This window comes from Palleronia pelagia (assembly GCF_900110115.1).
Taxonomy (GTDB): domain Bacteria; phylum Pseudomonadota; class Alphaproteobacteria; order Rhodobacterales; family Rhodobacteraceae; genus Palleronia; species Palleronia pelagia.
Genome location: NZ_FOCM01000001.1, coordinates 694,587 through 710,498, shown reverse-complemented (window position 1 = coordinate 710,498; position 15,912 = coordinate 694,587). Strand labels below are relative to the sequence as shown.

General features: G+C 66.3%; 16 protein-coding genes. 4 read left to right on the top strand and 12 right to left on the bottom strand.

What is annotated here, in order from left to right:
* Positions 1-67: 67 nt before the first annotated feature.
* Positions 68-196, bottom strand: coding sequence for a hypothetical protein (locus BMX96_RS20040; protein ID WP_269085811.1), 129 nt, complete (start codon positions 194-196; stop codon positions 68-70).
* Positions 186-2,015 (bottom strand): extracellular solute-binding protein, encoded by a 1,830-nt coding sequence (locus BMX96_RS03425; protein ID WP_091844234.1) that lies wholly within the window; start codon positions 2,013-2,015, stop codon positions 186-188. Before BMX96_RS03425 ends, BMX96_RS20040 begins: the two co-directional genes overlap by 11 nt.
* 330 nt (positions 2,016-2,345) lie before the next feature.
* On the opposite strand from BMX96_RS03425, the gene BMX96_RS03420 reads away from it, so the two are divergent.
* Positions 2,346-3,119 carry a 3-hydroxybutyrate dehydrogenase gene (locus BMX96_RS03420; RefSeq protein WP_091844233.1) on the top strand — a complete coding sequence of 258 codons (774 nt, stop codon included), beginning with the start codon at positions 2,346-2,348 and terminating at the stop codon, positions 3,117-3,119.
* Positions 3,120-3,211: 92 nt separating this feature from the next.
* Positions 3,212-4,246: a patatin-like phospholipase family protein gene (locus tag BMX96_RS03415; RefSeq protein ID WP_091844394.1), complete on the top strand. Its 1,035-nt coding sequence runs from the start codon at positions 3,212-3,214 to the stop codon at positions 4,244-4,246.
* Here the strand turns inward: BMX96_RS03415 and BMX96_RS03410 are convergent, their stop codons facing one another.
* The 3 genes from BMX96_RS03410 to BMX96_RS03400 form a co-directional block, all read right to left on the bottom strand.
* A complete protein-coding gene (locus BMX96_RS03410) occupies positions 4,247-4,948 on the bottom strand; it encodes a DUF502 domain-containing protein (protein WP_091844232.1) in 702 nt (233 codons plus the stop codon).
* A gap of 61 nt (positions 4,949-5,009) precedes the next feature.
* Positions 5,010-5,945, bottom strand: coding sequence for a pseudouridine-5'-phosphate glycosidase (locus BMX96_RS03405; protein WP_091844231.1), 936 nt, complete (start codon positions 5,943-5,945; stop codon positions 5,010-5,012).
* On the bottom strand, positions 5,942-6,829 hold the full coding sequence (locus tag BMX96_RS03400; RefSeq protein WP_091844393.1) for a PfkB family carbohydrate kinase: 888 nt from the start codon (positions 6,827-6,829) through the stop codon (positions 5,942-5,944). Before BMX96_RS03400 ends, BMX96_RS03405 begins: the two co-directional genes overlap by 4 nt.
* Before the next feature lie 235 nt (positions 6,830-7,064).
* Here BMX96_RS03400 and rpsB point away from each other — a divergent pair, with 235 nt between their 5' ends.
* On the top strand, positions 7,065-7,925 hold the full coding sequence (rpsB, locus tag BMX96_RS03395) for a 30S ribosomal protein S2 (protein ID WP_091844230.1): 861 nt from the start codon (positions 7,065-7,067) through the stop codon (positions 7,923-7,925).
* 78 nt (positions 7,926-8,003) lie between these two features.
* Positions 8,004-8,879 carry a translation elongation factor Ts gene (tsf, locus tag BMX96_RS03390; protein WP_091844229.1) on the top strand — a complete coding sequence of 292 codons (876 nt, stop codon included), beginning with the start codon at positions 8,004-8,006 and terminating at the stop codon, positions 8,877-8,879.
* Between the two features lie 88 nt (positions 8,880-8,967).
* On the opposite strand, the gene aroQ is transcribed toward tsf, so the two are convergent.
* From aroQ to BMX96_RS03355, 7 genes are all read right to left on the bottom strand, one after another.
* Positions 8,968-9,402, bottom strand: coding sequence for a type II 3-dehydroquinate dehydratase (aroQ, locus tag BMX96_RS03385; RefSeq protein ID WP_139209938.1), 435 nt, complete (start codon positions 9,400-9,402; stop codon positions 8,968-8,970).
* A gap of 325 nt (positions 9,403-9,727) precedes the next feature.
* Positions 9,728-10,420 carry a phosphate regulon transcriptional regulator PhoB gene (phoB, locus tag BMX96_RS03380; protein WP_091844228.1) on the bottom strand — a complete coding sequence of 231 codons (693 nt, stop codon included), beginning with the start codon at positions 10,418-10,420 and terminating at the stop codon, positions 9,728-9,730.
* A gap of 2 nt (positions 10,421-10,422) precedes the next feature.
* Positions 10,423-11,133: a phosphate signaling complex protein PhoU gene (gene phoU, locus BMX96_RS03375; RefSeq protein WP_091844227.1), complete on the bottom strand. Its 711-nt coding sequence runs from the start codon at positions 11,131-11,133 to the stop codon at positions 10,423-10,425.
* Positions 11,134-11,136: 3 nt separating this feature from the next.
* On the bottom strand, positions 11,137-11,934 hold the full coding sequence (gene pstB, locus BMX96_RS03370) for a phosphate ABC transporter ATP-binding protein PstB (protein WP_091844226.1): 798 nt from the start codon (positions 11,932-11,934) through the stop codon (positions 11,137-11,139).
* Between the two features lie 12 nt (positions 11,935-11,946).
* Entirely contained in the window at positions 11,947-13,305 is a 1,359-nt protein-coding gene (gene pstA / locus BMX96_RS03365) for a phosphate ABC transporter permease PstA (RefSeq protein WP_091844225.1), read from the bottom strand.
* A complete protein-coding gene (gene pstC, locus BMX96_RS03360; protein ID WP_091844224.1) occupies positions 13,302-14,765 on the bottom strand; it encodes a phosphate ABC transporter permease subunit PstC in 1,464 nt (487 codons plus the stop codon). The genes pstA and pstC overlap by 4 nt, the downstream gene beginning before the upstream one ends.
* 89 nt (positions 14,766-14,854) lie before the next feature.
* Complete coding sequence (locus BMX96_RS03355) at positions 14,855-15,901, bottom strand: PstS family phosphate ABC transporter substrate-binding protein (protein ID WP_091844223.1); 1,047 nt, start codon at positions 15,899-15,901, stop codon at positions 14,855-14,857.
* Between the last annotated feature and the right edge of the window lie 11 nt (positions 15,902-15,912).

The window sequence follows — 15,912 nt, the reverse complement described above, 5'->3', positions numbered from 1 at the left end:
GCAGGTCGTCCCCTTTGCGTGATGTGTCACGGAGGAAATGCGGCGCCGGGCCGGTGGTTCCGCGCGATCAGAAGGGGGCGGTGGCCAGGTCGACGGTCATGTGCGCCATGTCGGCGGCCACGCGCACCGGGGTGCGGACCAGCGCGCAGCCCGACAGGGCGACGACCATCACGGCGAGGATCAGCTTAGTCTTCATCGTACCACCATACGTCGGGAAGGAATCCGAGGTAATCCCCGTAGGCGGGAAGGCTCTCGGGATAGTGCAGATCGGCATCATGGGCGATCAGGCTGTCGGGCCGGAACCACAGCGGGATCACGTAGCGCCCCGAGGTCAGCACACGGTCCAGCGCGCGCACGGCGGCCACGTAATCTTCCTGGCTGGGCGCCGACAGCATGGCGTCGATCAGCCCGTCGATGGCCGGGCTGCGGACGCCCATCCAGTTGCGCGAGCCTTCCTGGTCGGCCGCATCCGACCCCCAGTAATACCGCTGCTCGTTGCCGGGGCTGAGACTCAGCGCGCGGCTGTACTCGGTCATGTCGAAATCGAAGGCATCGGTGCGGGACTTGAACTGCGCATCGTCCACCAGGCTGACGCTGGCCTCGATTCCCAGCCGCTCGAGCGCGGCGGTGTAGATGTTGATCGCCTGCCTCGTGCCCGCGACCAGATCGCCATTGGCCAGAAGGATCTCGAAGGACATCGTCTCGCCCGCATCGTTGACCAGCGCGCCGGTGCCCCGGTCGATGGTCCAGCCCGCCTCGGCCAGCAGGTCCATGGCGCGGGCCAGGTTGGCGCGGTTGCGCTCGGACCCGTCGCCCTCGGGCTGACTGTAGCCCTCGATCGCGCCGGGCAGCAGGTCGTCGGAATAGGGCTCGAGATACTCCAGAACGCGGCCCGAGGCCGGGCCGTCCTCCATTCCGAGCACCGAGTTCGAGAAGTAGGACGTGACCCGGGGCAGGCGGCCGTCATTCAGCACCTGGTTGATGAACTCGTAGTTGAAGGCGGTGATCAGCGCCTCGCGCACGCGCCAGTCGTCGAAGGGCGCGCGGCGGGTGTTCATCACGAAGCCGTAGATGCCCGAGGGCCGTTCGTGCGGGATGACCGATTTCTCGACCTCGCCGTTCTGCACGCGCGGGAAATCGTACTGCGTTTCCCATTTCTGCGCGTCGGCCTCGCGCATGATGTTCAGGGCGCCGCCCTTGAACGCCTCGAACATGGCGGTGCTGTCGCCGTAGAACTCCATCCGGATCTCGTCCAGGTTGCCCTGGCCGTTCATGAAAGGCACGACGCCGTTGCCCCAGTAGTCGGGGTCGCGGCGCAGGGTGACATAGCGGCCCGGCTCGAAATCGGTGACCACGTACTCGGCCGACGAGATCGGGATCTCGTCCACGCCCGAGTCGGTGAAATCCTTGCCCTCCCACTGAACCTTCTTGAGGATCGGCCGCATCCCCATGATGAGCGCCAGCTCGTCGTTGCGCTCGGAGAAGGTGAAGCGCACGGACCGCTCGCCCGTCTGCTCGGCCGAGGCGACCTGCGCCCAGGTGCCGCGATAGCGGGGGTGCCCCTCGGTGCCCAGCGTCTCATAGGACCACAGAACGTCCTCGACCGTGACGGGGCTTCCATCCGAGAACCGCGCCTCGGGGCGCAGCGTGAACTCGACCCAGGAGCGGTCGGGCGCGGTCTCGATGGACTCGGCCAGCACACCGTACAGCGTGAACGGCTCGTCGTAGGACCGGCCCATGAGCGATTCGTGCGCCAGGAACCGCAGCTGCCAGGGCGTTTCGCCCTTCAGGATATGGGGGTTCAGGCTGTCGAACGTACCGACCTCGCCCTGCACCAGCCGCCCGCCCAGCGGCGCGTCGGGATTGGCATAGGGCAGGGCGGTGAAGCCCTCGGGCAGGGCCGGTTCGCCATACATCGCGATCCCGTGGCTGGGCTCGGCCGCCGCGGGGCTGGCCAGCCCCAGGCAGATCGCGGTTGCCGCGCCGGCGAAGGTGCGGAAGAGTATTGTTTCCATTGGGGAACCTGTCTGCTGCGCCGTTTCTTGTTTGGCCCAGATTACGGGGGCTTGCGGCGAACAGCAAACTTTTTGGATTTGATCTGCGCGGAGAATGGCGTATAACAGGGGCACTGCTCGATAGGTTTCTTGCCTGTATGAAACCTGCCTCAATAACTTAACGCCCGCCTTGCGCGGGCGTTTTTTTATTGGCTTCAAGCTGACTCCTAGGTCCTTGGTCCACCACGATTTTTGGACGAATCGCCCGTTTCGTGAACCAAATCGGGCTGGATTCGCTTTGTTTGCAGGTGCAGAAACGCGCCAGCGAAGTTTTGCAGACAGGAATCCGACATGCAGCTGAAGGGCAAGACCGCCGTCATCACCGGCTCGAACTCGGGAATCGGGCTGGGCGTGGCGCGCGAACTGGCGCGCGCGGGCGCCGACGTGGTGCTGAATTCGTTCACGGACCGGGACGAGGATCACGCGCTTGCGCGGGAAATCGCCGATGCGTTCGGCGTGACGGCACGTTACATCAAGGCCGATCTCAGCAAGGCCGACGAGGCCCGCGCCCTGGTCGAACAGGCAGGCGCCTGCGACATCCTGGTTAACAACGCCGGCATCCAGCACGTGGCCCCGGTGGACGAGTTCCCGACCGAGAAATGGGACGCGATCATCGCCATCAATCTCAGCTCGGCCTTCCACACCACCGCCGTGGCGCTGCCGATGATGCGAAAGGCGGGCTGGGGCCGGATCGTCAACATCGCCTCGGCCCATGGCCTGACCGCGTCGCCCTACAAATCCGCCTACATCGCCGCCAAGCACGGCATCGTCGGGCTGAGCAAGACCGTCGGGCTGGAAACGGCGCGCGAACCGATCACATGCAACGCGATCTGTCCCGGTTACGTCCTGACGCCCCTGGTCGAGGCGCAGATCCCGGACACGGCGAAGAAATACGATATGTCCGAGGACGAGGTGAAGCAGAAGGTCATTCTGGAGCGCCAGCCCAGCAAGGAGTTCGCCACCGTCGAACAGGTGGGCGGCACGGCCGTCTTCCTGTGCTCGGACGCGGCCGCGCAGATCACCGGCACCACGATCAGCGTGGATGGCGGCTGGACCGCGCTGTGATCGAAGGGCGCGCCCGGGGCGTCGGGCGCGCCATAGGTATTTGTTGAAAGATGAAGCAGGGGCGGGGCGCACCGCCCCAGACCGGGGGCGACATGACGAAGCCGCGGATCAACCTGGCGCTGCAGGGCGGCGGCGCGCATGGCGCCTTCACCTGGGGCGTGCTCGACCGCATCCTGGAAGGGGGCGAGGTCGAGATCGCCGGCATTTCGGGCACCTCGGCCGGGGCGCTGAACGGTGCGGCGCTGAAGGCGGGGTTGCTGTCGGGCGGGGCCGAGGCGGCGCGCGAGAACTTGGCGTGGCTCTGGGGCCGGATCGGCGCCTTGGGCAGCCTGGACGGCACGCCCTGGGTCAACGCCCTGCTGCCGTCGACGCCGTTCCTGGGCCGTGCGATCGAATACTCGCCGGGCTATGCCATCGGCGACTGGCTGGCGCGGGCGACCAGCCCCTATGGCCTGGGCCCGTTCTACGTGAACCCGCTGCGTTCGATCCTCGAGGACCTGCGCTTCGACGAGGTGTGCAGTGCCGCGGGCCCCGACCTGTCGGTATGCGCCACCAACGTGCGCACCGGAAAGGTGCGCGTCTTCCGGCACGGCGAGATCGGGGTCGACGCGCTGCTGGCCTCGGCCTGCCTGCCCACCTTGTTCCGTGCCGTCGAGATCGCCGAGCCCGACGGGACGGTCGCATCCTACTGGGACGGTGGCTATTCCGGCAATCCCGCCCTGTTTCCGCTTTACGAGCCGCATCTGCCAGACGACGTGGTGATCGTGAACATCAATCCGCTGGAGCGGGCCGAGTTGCCCTATACAGCGCAGGAGATCCTGAACCGCGTCAACGAGATCAGCTTCAACAGCGCGCTTCTGTCCGAGCTGCGCGCCATCGCCTTCGTGCAGCGCATGATCGCCGAGGGCCGCATCCCCGAGGGGCAGATGAAACGGGTGCTGGTGCACATGATCGCCGATGACGACACGATGACTGGCCTGTCGGTGGCCACCAAGACCGTGCCACAGCCGATCATCCTGGCGCGCCTGAAGGCCGCGGGGCGGGCGGCGGCCGACAGGTTCCTGTCAGCGCATCTGGAGCAGATCGGACAGGAATCGTCGGTCGATCTTGCCGCGATGTACGGTTGATCACTCGGCCGCCTGGGCGGGTTGTTCGGCGGGCCGCGTTGGATCCTTGGCGTTGGGGTAGACGAGCCCGGCCGAGATCACGAGCTTGGCGGCGTCCTCGACGGTCATCTCCAGCTCGATCAGGTCGGAGCGGCGGGCAAACAGCAAAAAGCCCGAGGTCGGGTTCGGTGTGGTCGGCAGGAAGACCGCCACCTTCTGCTCGGTCGATGGGATGCTCTCGTCGATCTCGCCCCGCGCATCGGTCGAGATGAAGGCGACGGCCCACAATCCCTTGCGCGGGTATTCCAGCAGAACGGCCCGGTCGAAGCTGGTGTCCGACTGGGCGAAGACCGTCTCGGCGATCTGCTTCAACCCGTTATAGACCGACCGGACCACCGGCGTGCGCGCCACCAGGCTTTCGCCCCAGCGCAGCAGCGACCGCCCGATCAGCCCCTTGGCCAGCCAGCCGATCAGCACCGTGAAGACCAGGAAGAACACCACGCCCACGCCGCGCAGGTTGATGCCGATATACTGCTCGGGCTTGAAGCGGTTCGGAACGAAGGGCAGCACGAAGCCATCGACCCATCCGATGACGGCCCAGATCAGCCAGATGGTCAGACCGATGGGCGCGATCACGACGAGGCCGGTCAGGAAATTGGCGCGCAGTCCCGCGAACAGCGACTTGCGCTTGGGCGGCTCGGGATCGGCGGAAAAGTTGCTCATGAAGGGGCCCTGATCGGTCTCGGCATTACTTAGGTGTGGGCGCGCGAGGGCACAACAAGGATCAAGCGCCCGGGGCGCCGGCGCTTCGGGCTACGCCGATTTCCTGTGCAATTTCAGCGGCCAGACGCGCGTTGTTCAGCACCAGCGCAATATTGGCCTCGAGCGACCGGCCCTCGGTCAGCTCGAAGATCCGCGCGAGCAGGAAGGGCGTCACCGCCTTGGCCGCGATGCCTTGCGCCGCCGCTTCCTCCAGCGCTTGGTCGATCACGGGGGCGAGCACCTCGGCCGGGATCTCATCGGGCGCGGGAATCGGGTTGGCCACCAACTGTCCGCCGGGCAGCCCCATGGCGCCCCGCATCACGTGGGCCGCAGCGATCTCGGACGCGCGGTCCATCCGCAGGGGCGCGGGGTGGGGAGACATGGCCGACCAGAAGGCCGGGATACTGTCCTGTCCCACGGCGATGACGGGCACGCCCAACGTCTCAAGCACCTCCCAGGTTTTCGGCAGGTCGAGGATCGCCTTTGCCCCCGCCGCGACCACGGTGACGGGCGTTTCGGACAACTCGCGCAGGTCGGCGGAGATGTCGAAGCTGTCTTCGGCCCCGCGATGCACACCGCCGATACCGCCGGTGGCGAAGACGTCGATGCCCGCCAGCCGGGCGCCGATCATGGTGGCGGCCACGGTGGTGGCGCCGGTGCCGCCGGTGGCCATGCAGGCGGCGATGTCGGCCCGGCTGAGCTTGGCTACGCCGTCGCGCTGCGCAAGATCCTCGAGCTGCGCGTCGGTCAGGCCCACGTGCAGGGTCCCGTCGATCACCGCGATGGTGGCGGGCACCGCGCCGCCTTCGCGTACCGTGTCCTCGACCCGGCGCGCGACTTCGAGATTCTGCGGCCAGGGCATCCCGTGGGTGATGATGGTGGATTCGAGCGCGACGATCGGCGCGCCGTTGCGCAGCGCGTCGGCGACCTCGTCCGACTGGATCATGGGCAAGCTCATTCCGGATCATCCCCTGCAACGAAGGCGGCCGCCGCCACCAGCGCGGCATCCAGCGTCGCGCGACCGGTCAGGCCACGCAATTCGGCCGCGATATGGGCGGCCATGAAGCTGTCGCCCGCGCCGGTCACGCGCGCCACGGTCACCTCGGGCGGCGTGGCGGTGACGCAGATTTCGGTGTCGGCCATGGCGGCGGGCCGGGGCCCGTCGGTCACCAGCGCCCGTGCCGCGCCCCTGACAACCAGCGCCTGCGCCGCCGCCGCGCTGTCGGCCGGGGCTTCGCCCAGCAGCAGGCCGGCTTCTTCGAGATTGACGTAGAACGTCGCCTTCGGGTGGCGCAGCAGCGGCAGCAGGCGCAGCGCCTTGCCGGGCGAGGCGGGCGCCACGCGCAGGTCGGCCGCGGCCAGCCACGGGCCCTTGGCGATGGCGGTCAGCAGGTCCTCGGACAGGTTGCCGTCCAGCGCGGCGCAGCCGGTATAAGGCGCGTCCTCACCGCCCAGCCGCCCGTCCAGCAGTGGCGCCAGGATCTTGTCGCCCGCCGCCTCGAGCGAATGGGCATCGGCGATGGCCGCGACCAGCCCGCCCGCGCCCTCGATCGCCATGTAGCGGTCGGTTGGCAGGTCGTCCGAGACGTAGACCATGTCGCAGTTGATCCCGCGGGATCGCGCGGCGGCGAGGATCGCGTCCCCATCCATGTCGCGGCCCACGGCGCTGAGCAGGGCAGGGGACAGACCCAACCGCACCAGCCCCATCGCCACGTTCAACGCCACGCCGCCCGGATCGCGCGTGATCCGGCCCGGCACGTCGTTGCCGATGGCCAGCGGCCGCGCCGTTCGTCCGATCGTGTCCCACAGGACCGATCCGATGCACAGAACCGAAGTCTCCATGACCCACCTGTTGATCCAGTCGGCGGGCGGGCGCAAGGGAAACTGGCCAAGCCGCGCGATTGCAGGTGCGACGGTGCGCGCGCGGGCTTGCATTCCGGGCGAATCCGCCGTAACGCAGCCGCACTTCGCAGGCGGAGCTCGGGTCTATCGGGGGAGACATCCCCGGAGATCCACCGGTTGGCCCATCCGGGCTGAACAGCACCGCCGAGGCATGAAACCGGAAAAGGATAAGCAAATGGCTCTTCCCGAGTTCTCTTTGCGTCAGCTGCTGGAAGCTGGCGTGCACTTCGGTCACCAGACCCAGCGGTGGAATCCCCGCATGGGCGAATTCATCTACGGCGACCGCAACGGCATCCACATCATGGACCTGACGCAGACCGTCCCGATGCTGGACAAGGCGCTGCAGGTCATCCGCGACACCGTGGCCAAGAACGGCAGCATCCTGTTCGTCGGCACCAAGCGCCAGGCCCAGAAGCCCATCGCCGACGCCGCCGAGCGCTGCGCGCAGTATTACATGAACCACCGTTGGCTGGGCGGCACGCTGACCAACTGGCAGACCGTGTCCAAATCCATCGCCCGCCTGAAGGAAATCGACGAGCGCATGGCCGAGGGCGCCGAGGGCCTGACCAAGCGCGAGCGCCTGTCGATGGAGCGTGACCAGGCCAAGCTAAACGCCTCGCTGGGCGGTATCCGCGAAATGGGCGGCGTGCCGGACCTGCTGTTCGTCATCGACGTCAACAAGGAAGACTTGGCCATCGCCGAAGCCAAGAAGCTGGGCATCCCGGTCGTCGCCGTGGTCGACACCAACTGCTCGCCCGATGGCGTGGACTACATCATCCCGGGCAACGATGACGCCGCGCGCGCCATCGCCCTGTATTGCGACCTGGTGAGCCGTGCCGCGCTGGATGGCATGTCCGCGCAGCTGGGCGCCGCCGGTGTCGATGTGGGCGCCATGGAAGACGCGGGTGAAGAAGTGGTCGAGACGCCCGCCAACGCCGAGGACACCGTCGAGATCAGCGACGAGGCCGTCGCCAACGACGCGGTCGCCGAAGGCGCGCCGCTGGATCTGGACAACAAGGAAAAGGGCGAGGCGTAAGTCCCCGCGTTCCTTGCAAATCTTCAGGGGCGGGCAGGGGTCCGCCCCGTTCATTTCAAGACTTGAGGAGAGCCCGAGATGGCGATCACCGCAGCAGACGTGAAGAAACTCCGCGAAGCCACCGGCGCGGGCATGATGGATGCCAAGAAGGCGCTGACCGAAACCGACGGCGACATGGACGCCGCAGTGGACTGGCTGCGCACCAAGGGCCTGGCCAAGGCCGCGAAGAAGGCCGACCGCACCGCGGCCGAGGGCCTGGTGGCCGTGAAGGTCGATGGCGGCAAGGGCGTCGCGGTCGAGCTGAACTCGGAAACCGACTTCGTCGCCAAGAACGCCGAATTCCAGCAGCTCATCGGTGATATCGCCGGTGTCGCGCTGACCGTCGATGACGTGGCCGCGCTGTCCGAGGCCGACATGGGCGGCAAGCCCGTGAAAGAGCGGATCACCGACGCCATCGCCAAGATCGGCGAGAACATGACCCTGCGCCGCATGGAAGTGCTGACCGGCGAAAACGTGGCCGCCTACGTCCACAACGCCGCCACCGACGGCATGGGCAAGATCGGCGTGCTGGTGGCCTTCACCGGCGACAACGCCGATGTGGCCCGCCAGGTTGCCATGCACATCGCCGCGGTGAAGCCCGCGTCGCTGTCCGAGGCCGATCTGGACCCGTCCGTGGTCGAGAAGGAAAAGCAGGTGCAGATGGAAATCGCCCGCGAATCCGGCAAGCCCGAGCAGGTCATCGAGAAGATGATCGAAGGCCGCATGAAGAAGTTCCTGAGCGAGGTGACCCTGGTCAACCAGGCCTTCGTGGTGAACCCCGACCTGACCGTCGGCGCCGCCGCCAAGGAAGCCGGCATCGAGATCACCGGTTTCGCCCGCGTCGAAGTGGGCGAGGGGATCGAGGTCGAGAAGGAAGACTTCGCCGCCGAGGTCGCCAAGGCCGCAAAGGGCTGATCCGCACGACATGCCAACGGCAAAGGGCGCTCCAATCGGGGCGCCCTTTTTATTTAGTAATCAGAGATTTACAGCGCTTTTTGCGCCATCATCCACGCGCCGCGATGTGCCGTAGCGCCAGCAGGTATCCGTCCGTGCCACAGCCCACGATCACCCCGTCCGCGCGGTCCGAAATGTGGGAATGGTGGCGGAAGGCTTCGCGCTTGTGGATGTTCGAGATGTGGACCTCGATCACCAATCCGTCGAACAGGTTCAGCGCATCCAGGATCGCGATCGAGGTATGGCTGTAGGCGCCCGCGTTGATGACGATGGCATCGACAGTGCCGCGCGCGTTCTGGATCATCGTCACCAGGTCGCCCTCGGAATTCGACTGCGCGCAGTTCACGCTCAGCGACAGCTCGTCGCCAAGCTTGCGACAGGCGTCTTCGACATCGGCCAGGGTCTGGCTTCCGTAGATCTCGGGCTGGCGGGTCCCGAGAGTATTCAGGTTCGGTCCGTTCAGGACCAGCACGGTTTTGGACATTGGGGGCGCCTTGCGTTTGCGTTCCCGGACTTATCGGAAGTGCGATGGTGCGATGCAAGGGCGGACGACAGGGCGACCGCTCGGCTGGTCGCGCCGCGTTGAAGGCACAACAGCGTGGGGTCGGGATCGGTGTAAAGGCTCGCTGTGCTTCGCACAGGATCACCAGACGGCGAAATCACCGCTGGTAAGGGCGCAAGGGCGTTCGGCCGCGTAGACATGTATGAGTCGTATAATCATGATTATGTAAATTATCCGACCGGTGCGAACGGTGCCCCTTGGCCGGATTCCCTCAATAATATCAGTCACCTGCGCAGCCCTGCGCATGTCACCCCAGCGCGTATCCCGCGCCGCGCACCGTGCGGATGGGATCCGGCATCGCGTCGGCGCCCAGCGACTTGCGCAAGCGCCCCACGTGTACGTCCACGGTGCGGCTGTCGACGTAGATGTCGCGCCCCCAGACCCGGTCCAGCAGCTGTTCCCGGCTGAAGACGCGACCCGGACGCTCCATGAAGGTCGACAGCAACCGGAACTCGGTCGGTCCCAGCTTCAGCTCCATATCGCCGCGGTGCACCCGGTGCGTTTCGGGATCCAGCGTGATGTCGTCAAATTGAAGGATCTGACCGACCGCCGCCGGACGCGTGCGGCGCAGATGCGCGCGCACCCGCGCCATGAGCTCGGCCACCGAGTACGGCTTGGTCACGTAATCGTCGGCCCCGGTCTCGAACCCGCGTACACGGTCGCTTTCCTCGGTGCGTGCCGACAGCATGATGATCGGCACCTCGCGGCTCTCGGCACCGCGTTTCAGCTGGCGGCAGACCTCGATCCCCGAGACGCCCGGCAGCATCCAGTCCAGCACCACCAGGTCCGGCGTGCTGGCGCGGAACACCTCGAGCGCCTCGTCACCGCTGGCCGCGCGGGACACCGAATATCCCTCGGCTTCAAGGTTGTAGGCCAGGATCTCGCGCTGCGAGGACTCGTCTTCGACGATCATTACGTGTGGGGCGTGCTGTACGGCCATGGTCAGACATCCAGCGGCGAGACCGAGGTGATATCACCCTTGCGGCGCGCGTCGTCGGGCGTCTGGCCGGTCACCGTATAGTAGATCTGATCGGCGATGGACGTGACGTGGTCGCCCATGCGTTCGATGTTCTTCGCGATGAAATGCAGGTGCATGCAGGCCGTGATGTTGCGCGGGTCTTCCATCATGAAGGTCAGGAATTCGCGGAACAGCGCGTTGTACATCTGGTCCACGTCCGCGTCGCGGTCGCGCACCTCAAGAGCGGCCGCGGGGTCGCGCTGGATATATGCATCCAGCACGTCGTGCAGCATGTGCTGCACCTCGCGCGCCATGCGGCGGATGGATTGCGGCGCGCCGTCTTGGGTCGGCAGCTGGTTCAGCACGACCGTGCGCTTGGCCATGTTTTTCGCATAGTCGCCAATGCGTTCCAGGTTGGCGCTGATCTTGATGACGCTCAGGACCAGGCGCATGTCCGACGCGATGGGCGCGCGCAAAGCCACCAGTTTTGCGGCTTCCTCGTTGATCTGGTCTTCAAGCGCATCGATGGCCTTGTCGCCCTCGCGCACCTTCTGGGCCAGGTCCTCGTCGCGGCCTTCCAGCGACTTGGCGGCGTCGAGGATCGCCTCCTCGGCCAGCCCGCCCATCTTCATCAGCAGCGCCTGAAGGGCCTCGAGATCGCGGTCGAAGGCGGAAGAAATATGTGTGTTGTTCATGGCCTAGCCGATCCGTCCGGTGATGTAGCTTTCGGTTTTCGGGTCTTTCGGGTTGGTGAAGATCTCGTCCGTGTCGCCGTACTCGATCAGGTTGCCCAGGTGGAAGAACGCGGTCTTCTGGCTGACGCGGGCGGCCTGCTGCATCGAGTGGGTCACGATCACCACCGAGTAGTCGCGGCGCAGCTCGTCGATAAGCTCCTCCACCTGCCCCGTCGCGATGGGATCGAGCGCCGAGCACGGCTCGTCCATCAGCAGGACCTCGGGCTCGGTCGCCACGGCCCGCGCGATGCACAGGCGCTGCTGCTGGCCGCCCGACAGGCCTGTGCCGGGCGCGTGCAGGCGATCCTTCACCTCGTCCCAGATGGCGCCACGGCGCAGCGCGCGCTCGACGATATCGTCGAGATCACCCTTGTTCTTCGCCAAGCCGTGAATTTTCGGACCATAGGCCACGTTGTCGTAGATCGACTTGGGGAAGGGGTTCGGCTTCTGGAACACCATGCCGACCTTGGCGCGCAGCTGCACCGGGTCGACGCGGGCATCGTTGATGTCCTCGCCGTCGATCCGGATGTCGCCGGTGACCCGCGCCACGTCAATCGTGTCGTTCATCCTGTTGATACACCGCAGGAAAGTCGACTTGCCGCAGCCCGACGGGCCGATGAAGGCGGTCACCGTCTTGTCCAGGATGCTCACGTCCACGTCCTTGATGGCGTGGGTGGTCCCGTAATGCACGTTGACGCCCTTGGCTTCGATCTTGATGTCGTCGGCGGTCACGGCGCTCTCCGATGCACGATTGTCATACATGGCTTACTCCTTTTACCAGCGCCGCTCAAACTTGCGGCGGAGGAGGATGGCGATGGCGTTCATGGCGAAGAGGAACACCAGAAGGATGATGATGCCGCCCCAGGCCCGTTCGTAATAGGCAGGGTCGGCGCGCTTGGCCCATTCGTAGATCTGCGCCGGCATGGCCGAGTTCGGATCCAGGAAGCCCGAGGCCACGCCGTCGGGATAGTTGGTTGCGATGTAGCCCACCATGCCGATCAGCAGCAGCGGCGCCGTTTCCCCAAGGGCCTGCGCAAGGCCGATGATGGTGCCGGTCAGGATGCCGGGCATGGCCAACGGCAGCACGTGATGGAACACCGACTGCATCTTCGAGGCCCCTACCCCCAGCGCCGCGTCGCGGATGCTGGGCGGCACCGATTTCAGCGCCGCCCGGGTCGAGATGATGATCGTGGGCAGCGTCATCAGCGTCAGGACAAGCCCGCCCACCAACGGGGCCGATTGCGGGAACTCCATGAACTGGATGAAGACGGCAAGCCCGAGGATGCCGAACACGATGGAGGGCACGGCGGCGAGGTTCGAGATGTTCACCTCGATGATGTCGGTCAGGCGGTTCTGCGGCGCGAATTCTTCCAGGTAGATCGACGCGGCCACGCCGATGGGCAGCGACAGGCCCAGCACCACCAGCATCATGAAGAACGAGCCCAGCATCGCCACGCCCATGCCGGCCTGTTCGGGCCGCGACTCGGACGCGTCGGCGCCGAAGATGAAGTCCCAGTTGAAGCGCTTGACCACGTCGCCCTCGGCGCGAAGTTCGTCAACGATATCAAGATGTCCCGCGTCGATGTTGCTGTCGCGCGCGACGCTGTCGCGGCTGACGCGCTCCTTCAGATACCCGTCCACCCGGCTGGAGGCGAGGATGTTGAAGGTGACCGTCTCGCCGACCAGCTCGGGGTTCGCCAGAACGCGGTCGCGCACCTGCGCCACCGCCGCGGCCGAGAACAGCGCGTCCATGTCGCCGGGGTCGATCTCGGTCTCGATCCCGCGCTCCTCGACCAGCGCCGCCATGGCGTCGACGACGATCGGCTTGTAGGTGAAGGTTGTGGCCGAGCCCATTTCCTCGGGGTCGCGGTTGCCGTTCGGGTCCACCGCTTCCGGGTTCAGGTAGACGGGCACCTGGATGAAGGTCTGCTGGAACGCGGACGCGCCGTTCATCAGGATCGAGCCCAGCAGGACCACGAGGCAGGCAATGCCGGCCAGGATGGCGGCGATGCCGTACATGCGGAACCGTTTCTCGGCCGCGTTGCGCTTCTTGGTGCGGTCGTCGGTGGTGATGATCGACTTGCCCGCGGGGCGCGCGGCACCGCTGGACGGGATCTGGGTCGCGTCGGTCATTCGTACTGCTCCCGGTATTTCCGCACGATATAAAGGGCGAAGACGTTCAGCCCCAGCGTCAGCACGAACAGCGTCATGCCAAGCGCGAAGGCCACCAGCGCCTCGGGCGACGAGAAATCGGCGTCGCCGGTCAGCTGGCTCACGATCTTGGCGGTGACGGTGGTCATCGCCTCGAACGGGTTGGGCGAGATGCGGGCCGCGGCCCCTGCCCCCAGCACGACGATCATCGTCTCGCCGATGGCGCGGCTGGCGGCCAGCAGGATGGCGCCCACGATGCCCGGCAGGGCGGCGGGCAGCACCACCTGGCGCACCGTCTCGGACTGCGTGGCGCCCAGCCCGTAGGAGCCGTCGCGCATGGACTGCGGCACTGCGTTGATGATGTCATCGCTCAGTGACGAGACGAAGGGGATCAGCATGATCCCCATGACCAGCCCCGCGGTCATCACCGCCGTGCCTGCCTGCATCCAGCCAAGGCCGCCATCGCCGAAGACCACCATCAGCGCCGGGCCGACCGTCAGCAGCGCGAACAGGCCGTAGACGATCGTCGGAATACCGGCGAGGATCTCCAGCGCGGGCTTGGCGACGCCGCGCACGCGCGGGCTTGCGTATTCCGACAGGTAGATCGCGGCCATGAGGCCGATGGGCACCGCGACCGCGAGCGCGATCAGCGAGATATAGAGCGTGCCCCACAGCAGAGGCAGGATGCCAAGGCTCGATCCGCCGCCGAAGGACGGAGACCACGTGGTCGAGAAGAAGAACTCGGATGCGGGATAGATGCTGAAGAACTCGATCGTGTTGAAGATCAGCGACAGCACGATGCCCAGCGTCGTCAGGATCGCGATGCAGGCCGCGCCAAGCAGCAGCGCCAACACGCCCTGCTCGACGACGTTTCGGGCGCGGAACTCGCCATCGGTCTCGCGATAGGCCCAGCCCAGCCCCAGCAGAAGCACGGCCAGCACGGCGACGCTGCGCAGCGTGTCACCGGTGGACGACAGGGCGCGATAGCGCTGCGCGGCCCGCAGCACCGGCTCGGACACCTCCGAGCCGAGCGCCACGCCCGCCGCGCCCAGACGTTCGCGCACATTTCCGTCGCCCGCCGCGATATCAGTCGCCTCGCTGGCCGTCATCGTGCCGGTGGCCACGGCGGTATCCAGCCCGTCCGCGACGCGGCGCACGTCGACCATGACCAGCCCGAGATCCCGCGCCTCGGAGACGGCTAGGTCCGACACGATCGAGGACACGCGCCACTCGACGAACAGCGGCTGCGCGATCAGCCAGAAGACCAGCAGCCCGAAGGCCGGCACCGCGCCTTTCAGCGCGACGTTCATCCCGTAGAAATTGGGCAGCGAATGCAGCCTGCGCTTGTCGCCGCCCACGCTGGCGACGGCCTTCCTGCGGCCCAGCACGTAACCCGCGGCACAGAGCAGCGCGATGATGGCGAGCGTCCAGTAAAACGGCATTGGCGCGATCTCTCCGGCTTCGGTCTTCCTAAAAAAGTGACGGGGCGACCATCAGGCCGCCCCGCGTTTGCCCGGGTCAGGGCATGGTCTTAGGAACCGGTGCCCATGGTGGTCTCGTTCTCGATCTTGGCCTGGGTCTCGGCCAGTTCGGGATCGGGCACAAGGCCATAGTCGGCCAGCGGGCCGCCGTTGCCGGCAACTTCGTTGGACACGAAGAACGAGGCGTATTCCTTCAGGCCGGGGATCACGCCGATATGGGCCTTCTTGATGTAGAAGAACAGCGGACGCGAAACGGGGTATTCACCGGTCGAGATAGTGTCCACGGTGGGCTCGACGCCCGACATGGTGGCGACCTTCAGGGTGTCGGTGTTGTTCTCGTAGAACGCCAGGCCGAACACGCCCACGCCCTCGGGGTTCGAGCTGATGCGGGCCAAAGTCTCGGTGTAGTCGCCGTCGATGTCGACCGACGCGCCGTCGGTGCGGACCGCCATGCAGGCCGCTTCGGTGGCGTCCTCGTCCATGCCCATATCCATCATGGCCTGCATCGCGCCGGTGTCTTCGCAGCCCTGAAGCAGGACCTTCTCTTCGAAGACTTCGCGGGTGCCGTGTTTGGTACCGGGGATGAAGGCGGCGATGTCGACGGCGGGCAGATCGCCGTTCACGTCCGACCACTGGGTGTTGGGGTTGGCGACCATGGCGCCGTCCTGCGGCAGCTCGGCGGCCAGCGCCTGGAACCAGTCGGCGGGCTCGAATGCGTTGAAGGCCGGGCCGTCGATCTGGCTGGCGAAGACGATGCCGTCATAGCCGATGCGGACTTCGATGATCTCTTCCACGCCGTTGGCGGCGCAGGTCTCGACCTCGCCGGCGCGGATCGCGCGGCTGGCATTGGCGATGTCGATGGTGTTTTCGCCCACGCCCTCGCAGAAGCGCTTGAGACCCGCCGACGAGCCGCCCGATTCCACGACCGGGGTCGGGTAGTCGAAGTTCTCGCCGAAGGCTTCGGCGACGATGGACGCGTAAGGCAGAACGGTGGACGAGCCTGCGATTTGAACGTTGTCACGGCTCTGCGCGATGGCGCCGGTGGCAGCGGCGGCCAGGATCGCGGTGCTCGCGATGGTCAGTTTGGTGGCAGACATGGAAGCTCCTG

What these genes read in the sequence shown, in the direction of transcription:
- BMX96_RS20040 (WP_269085811.1), bottom strand. Translation starts at nt 196, where the DNA reads ATGAAGACTAAGCTGATCCTCGCCGTGATGGTCGTCGCCCTGTCGGGC.
- BMX96_RS03425 (WP_091844234.1), bottom strand. Translation starts at nt 2,015, where the DNA reads ATGGAAACAATACTCTTCCGCACCTTCGCCGGCGCGGCAACCGCGATC.
- BMX96_RS03420 (WP_091844233.1), top strand. Translation starts at nt 2,346, where the DNA reads ATGCAGCTGAAGGGCAAGACCGCCGTCATCACCGGCTCGAACTCGGGA.
- BMX96_RS03415 (WP_091844394.1), top strand. Translation starts at nt 3,212, where the DNA reads ATGACGAAGCCGCGGATCAACCTGGCGCTGCAGGGCGGCGGCGCGCAT.
- BMX96_RS03410 (WP_091844232.1), bottom strand. Translation starts at nt 4,948, where the DNA reads ATGAGCAACTTTTCCGCCGATCCCGAGCCGCCCAAGCGCAAGTCGCTG.
- BMX96_RS03405 (WP_091844231.1), bottom strand. Translation starts at nt 5,945, where the DNA reads ATGAGCTTGCCCATGATCCAGTCGGACGAGGTCGCCGACGCGCTGCGC.
- BMX96_RS03400 (WP_091844393.1), bottom strand. Translation starts at nt 6,829, where the DNA reads ATGGAGACTTCGGTTCTGTGCATCGGATCGGTCCTGTGGGACACGATC.
- rpsB (WP_091844230.1), top strand. Translation starts at nt 7,065, where the DNA reads ATGGCTCTTCCCGAGTTCTCTTTGCGTCAGCTGCTGGAAGCTGGCGTG.
- tsf (WP_091844229.1), top strand. Translation starts at nt 8,004, where the DNA reads ATGGCGATCACCGCAGCAGACGTGAAGAAACTCCGCGAAGCCACCGGC.
- aroQ (WP_139209938.1), bottom strand. Translation starts at nt 9,402, where the DNA reads ATGTCCAAAACCGTGCTGGTCCTGAACGGACCGAACCTGAATACTCTC.
- phoB (WP_091844228.1), bottom strand. Translation starts at nt 10,420, where the DNA reads ATGGCCGTACAGCACGCCCCACACGTAATGATCGTCGAAGACGAGTCC.
- phoU (WP_091844227.1), bottom strand. Translation starts at nt 11,133, where the DNA reads ATGAACAACACACATATTTCTTCCGCCTTCGACCGCGATCTCGAGGCC.
- pstB (WP_091844226.1), bottom strand. Translation starts at nt 11,934, where the DNA reads ATGTATGACAATCGTGCATCGGAGAGCGCCGTGACCGCCGACGACATC.
- pstA (WP_091844225.1), bottom strand. Translation starts at nt 13,305, where the DNA reads ATGACCGACGCGACCCAGATCCCGTCCAGCGGTGCCGCGCGCCCCGCG.
- pstC (WP_091844224.1), bottom strand. Translation starts at nt 14,765, where the DNA reads ATGCCGTTTTACTGGACGCTCGCCATCATCGCGCTGCTCTGTGCCGCG.
- BMX96_RS03355 (WP_091844223.1), bottom strand. Translation starts at nt 15,901, where the DNA reads ATGTCTGCCACCAAACTGACCATCGCGAGCACCGCGATCCTGGCCGCC.